This window comes from Streptomyces sp. SID5785 (assembly GCF_009870065.1).
Classification (GTDB): domain Bacteria; phylum Actinomycetota; class Actinomycetes; order Streptomycetales; family Streptomycetaceae; genus Streptomyces.
Window position 1 is genome coordinate 1 of sequence record NZ_WWIA01000637.1, and the last position, 2,789, is coordinate 2,789.

Here is a 2,789-nt window from a genome sequence, read left to right on the forward strand (position 1 = left end):
GGGGACACCGGCGCCGCCTTCGCGGGCGCGGTGCGCGAGGTGCTCGGACGGCCCGTGCCGGGGCGCCGGGCGGCCGCCCGCGCGCGGGCGGAGTGCTTCGGCTGGGACACCGCCGTGGCCGCCTTCCTGGCCGCGCACGACGCGCCCGCACGCATGCGGGGCGACATACCGGAACGGAGGGCGGCGTGAACACCCTGCGGTACGCCGCGCTCGGCGACTCGCTCACGGAGGGCGTCGGCGACCCGGTGGGCGGCGCGTGGCGGGGCTGGGCCGCGCTGCTGGCCGAGGGCCTCGCCCCGGCCGGACAGGACGTCGCCTTCCGCAACTTCGCGGTCAGCGGGGCCCGGACCGGCGACGTGCTGGACCGCCAGCTGCCCGCCGCGCTGGCCTTCGCCCCGGATCTCGCCTCCGTGATCGTCGGCGTGAACGACACCCTGCGCTGCACGTTCGACATCCACGCGGTGGCGGCCCGGCTCGACGCCGTCCACGCCGCGTTCGGCGAGCGCGGCACCGTCGTCCTCACCGCCTGTCTGCCCGACCCCGGCGCCCTGCTCGGGCTGCCCGGGGCGCTGGCCCGCCCGCTCGCGCGTCGGCAGCGCGCGGTCAACGCCGTCGTCCACGCGCTCTCCGCACGGCACGGAGCGGTCCATCTGCACGCGTGCGACGGCGGCTGGGTCGCCGACCGTGCCCTGTGGAGCGCGGACCGATTGCACCCGGGGGAGCGCGGGCACCGGTTCCTTGCGGCCCGTGCGCACGCCCTGCTCGCCTCCGCCGGGGTCGCGGGCGGCCCGGCACCGGCCGCCGAACCGGAGCGGCCCGCGCCGAGCCGCGCCGCCGGTTGGTGGTGGCTGGCCACCGCGGGAACCGGCTGGGTCGCCCGGCGCTGCACGGACCTGCTCCCGAACCTGCTGGCCCTCGCCGCCGACGAGGTACGGCACGGACTGCGCGGCACCGGCGCACGGCTCGACCTGCGGGCCTCCGCCGCCGTGGCCGCCGCCCTGTCGTCGGTGACCGTGCCGCAGGCCCCGAGCGTCCCCATGCCCGACCTGAGCGTCCCGGTGTCCGCCCGGAGGGGGCCGGCCGCCGGCGCCTGAGCCGGACCCGGCGCCTCCGGGGCCCGCCGGAGGGGCTTCAGACGGACTCCGGCGGGTGCAGCCTGCGGAAGTACGTCCAGCTCGTCTCGTTCGGCTCGCTCCACTCCTCGGGCGCGTGGGCGAACTCCGGGTGCTGCGCGGCCACATACGCGCGCGTGCGCTCCGGCACCTCCTCGTACGCGCCGAGCTTGCGTCCCCGGCAGTGGAAGGTGAGCCCGCCGGGCCGCTGTCCGCGCTCCATCCAGGGCAGCCACGGGGACTGCCGGGTCCACGACATGGTGGCGGGCACGCTGGGCGCGGAGCCCGCCAGGTCGCCCCGGTCGGCGAAGAACTGGAAGAGCTCCAGGGCCCGGTAGGTGTCGCCCGCCGAGTGGCGCGGGTACTCGGCCACCGGCAGGGGCGAGGGGTAGGCGAGCGGGATCTCCAGGCTGAAGCAGACCTGCCCGCCCAGCTCGGTCGTCGGGACCGGGAAGGGACGCCACTGCTGGTTCGCCGGATCGTTCCAGACGTGCACGACCGGCAGGCCCTGCCACGTCTCCAGGATCTCGCGCGTGACCGGGTCCAGGTAGAAGGCGGCCTCCCGGGTCAGCAACCGGTAGGCGTCCGGGCCCTGTTCGGAGTCCTGGACGAGACGGGCGACATTGAGCCCCTCGAAGCCGAACAGGCGCTGGTACGGCTCGTCCGGCGCCCAGGAGTACACGTCCCCGGACCACCAGTACGTGACCTCGTCACCGTCCAGCGAGGCGCGGGTGCGGGCCAGGGCGCGGAGCAGGTCCGCGGGTGTCTGCGTCATGGTCAGTACTCTGCGCGACCCGGACCCGCGCCGTGCGCAGAACGCGGCGACCTCGCCGGGAACGGCCGATAACGCACCACGGGCGCCGACGGTGGTCACCCTGCCGCCGCCGCATCGCCGCATCGCCGCATCGCCGCGTCGGGCTCATGCATCGTTGAACAATCCGGCGATCCTTTTGTTGTTCCGTACCTCCGTTGTCTCGTTCCCTCATCTGCGCTTGAATGCGGCGGTGGCCACGGAAGAACTGCACGCACTCGCCGACGACCGCGCGCTGCTGGGACGCACCAGCACCGCGGAGCGCGTCGCCGACATCCTCAGGAGCCGGATCGCGGAGGGCTTCTTCCCTCCGGGCAAGCGGCTGTCGGAGGACAGCATCGGCGGCGCCCTCGGCGTCTCGCGCAACACCCTGCGCGAATCCTTCCGGCTGCTCACCCACGAGCGCCTCCTGGAGCACCGGCTCAACCGCGGCGTCTTCGTCCGCGTCCTGAGCGTCGACGACGTCGAGGACATCTACCGCATCCGCTCCATGATCGAGTGCTCCGTCGTCCGCTCCCTCGGCACCCCGCCCTACGACCTCGACCGCGTCGCGGCCGCCGTCGCCGACGGCCGGCGCGGCGCCAGGAAGCGCGAGTGGAAGGTCGTCTCGACCGCCAACATCCACTTCCACCAGGAACTCGTCGCCCTCGCCGGCAGCGAGCGCACCGACGAGCTGATGCGCAGCGTCCTGGCCGAACTGCGCCTCGCCTTCCACGTCGTGGACGACCCGCGCGGGCTGCACGAGCCCTATCTCGCCCGCAACGAGCAGATCGTGGAGACCCTGGCCGAGGGCCGTCGCGACGCCGCGGAGAAGCTGCTCGCCGCCTATCTCGACGACTCCCGCAAGGGGCTCGTCGAGGCCTACG

General features: G+C 74.7%; 3 protein-coding genes and 1 pseudogene. 3 read left to right on the forward strand and 1 reads right to left on the reverse strand.

What is annotated here, in order from left to right:
* Positions 1-189: pseudogene (locus GTW43_RS20780) on the forward strand (glycosyltransferase family 1 protein); the annotation flags it as partial.
* Entirely contained in the window at positions 186-1,094 is a 909-nt protein-coding gene (locus tag GTW43_RS20785) for an SGNH/GDSL hydrolase family protein (RefSeq protein ID WP_161303525.1), read from the forward strand. The pseudogene GTW43_RS20780 and the gene GTW43_RS20785, both read left to right, overlap by 4 nt.
* 37 nt (positions 1,095-1,131) lie before the next feature.
* Here the strand turns inward: GTW43_RS20785 and GTW43_RS20790 are convergent, their stop codons facing one another.
* Positions 1,132-1,887, reverse strand: coding sequence for a DUF1838 family protein (locus tag GTW43_RS20790; RefSeq protein WP_161303526.1), 756 nt, complete (start codon positions 1,885-1,887; stop codon positions 1,132-1,134).
* Between the two features lie 229 nt (positions 1,888-2,116).
* Here GTW43_RS20790 and GTW43_RS20795 point away from each other — a divergent pair.
* On the forward strand, positions 2,117-2,789 hold a 673-nt coding region (locus GTW43_RS20795; RefSeq protein ID WP_161303527.1), incomplete at its 3' end, for a GntR family transcriptional regulator.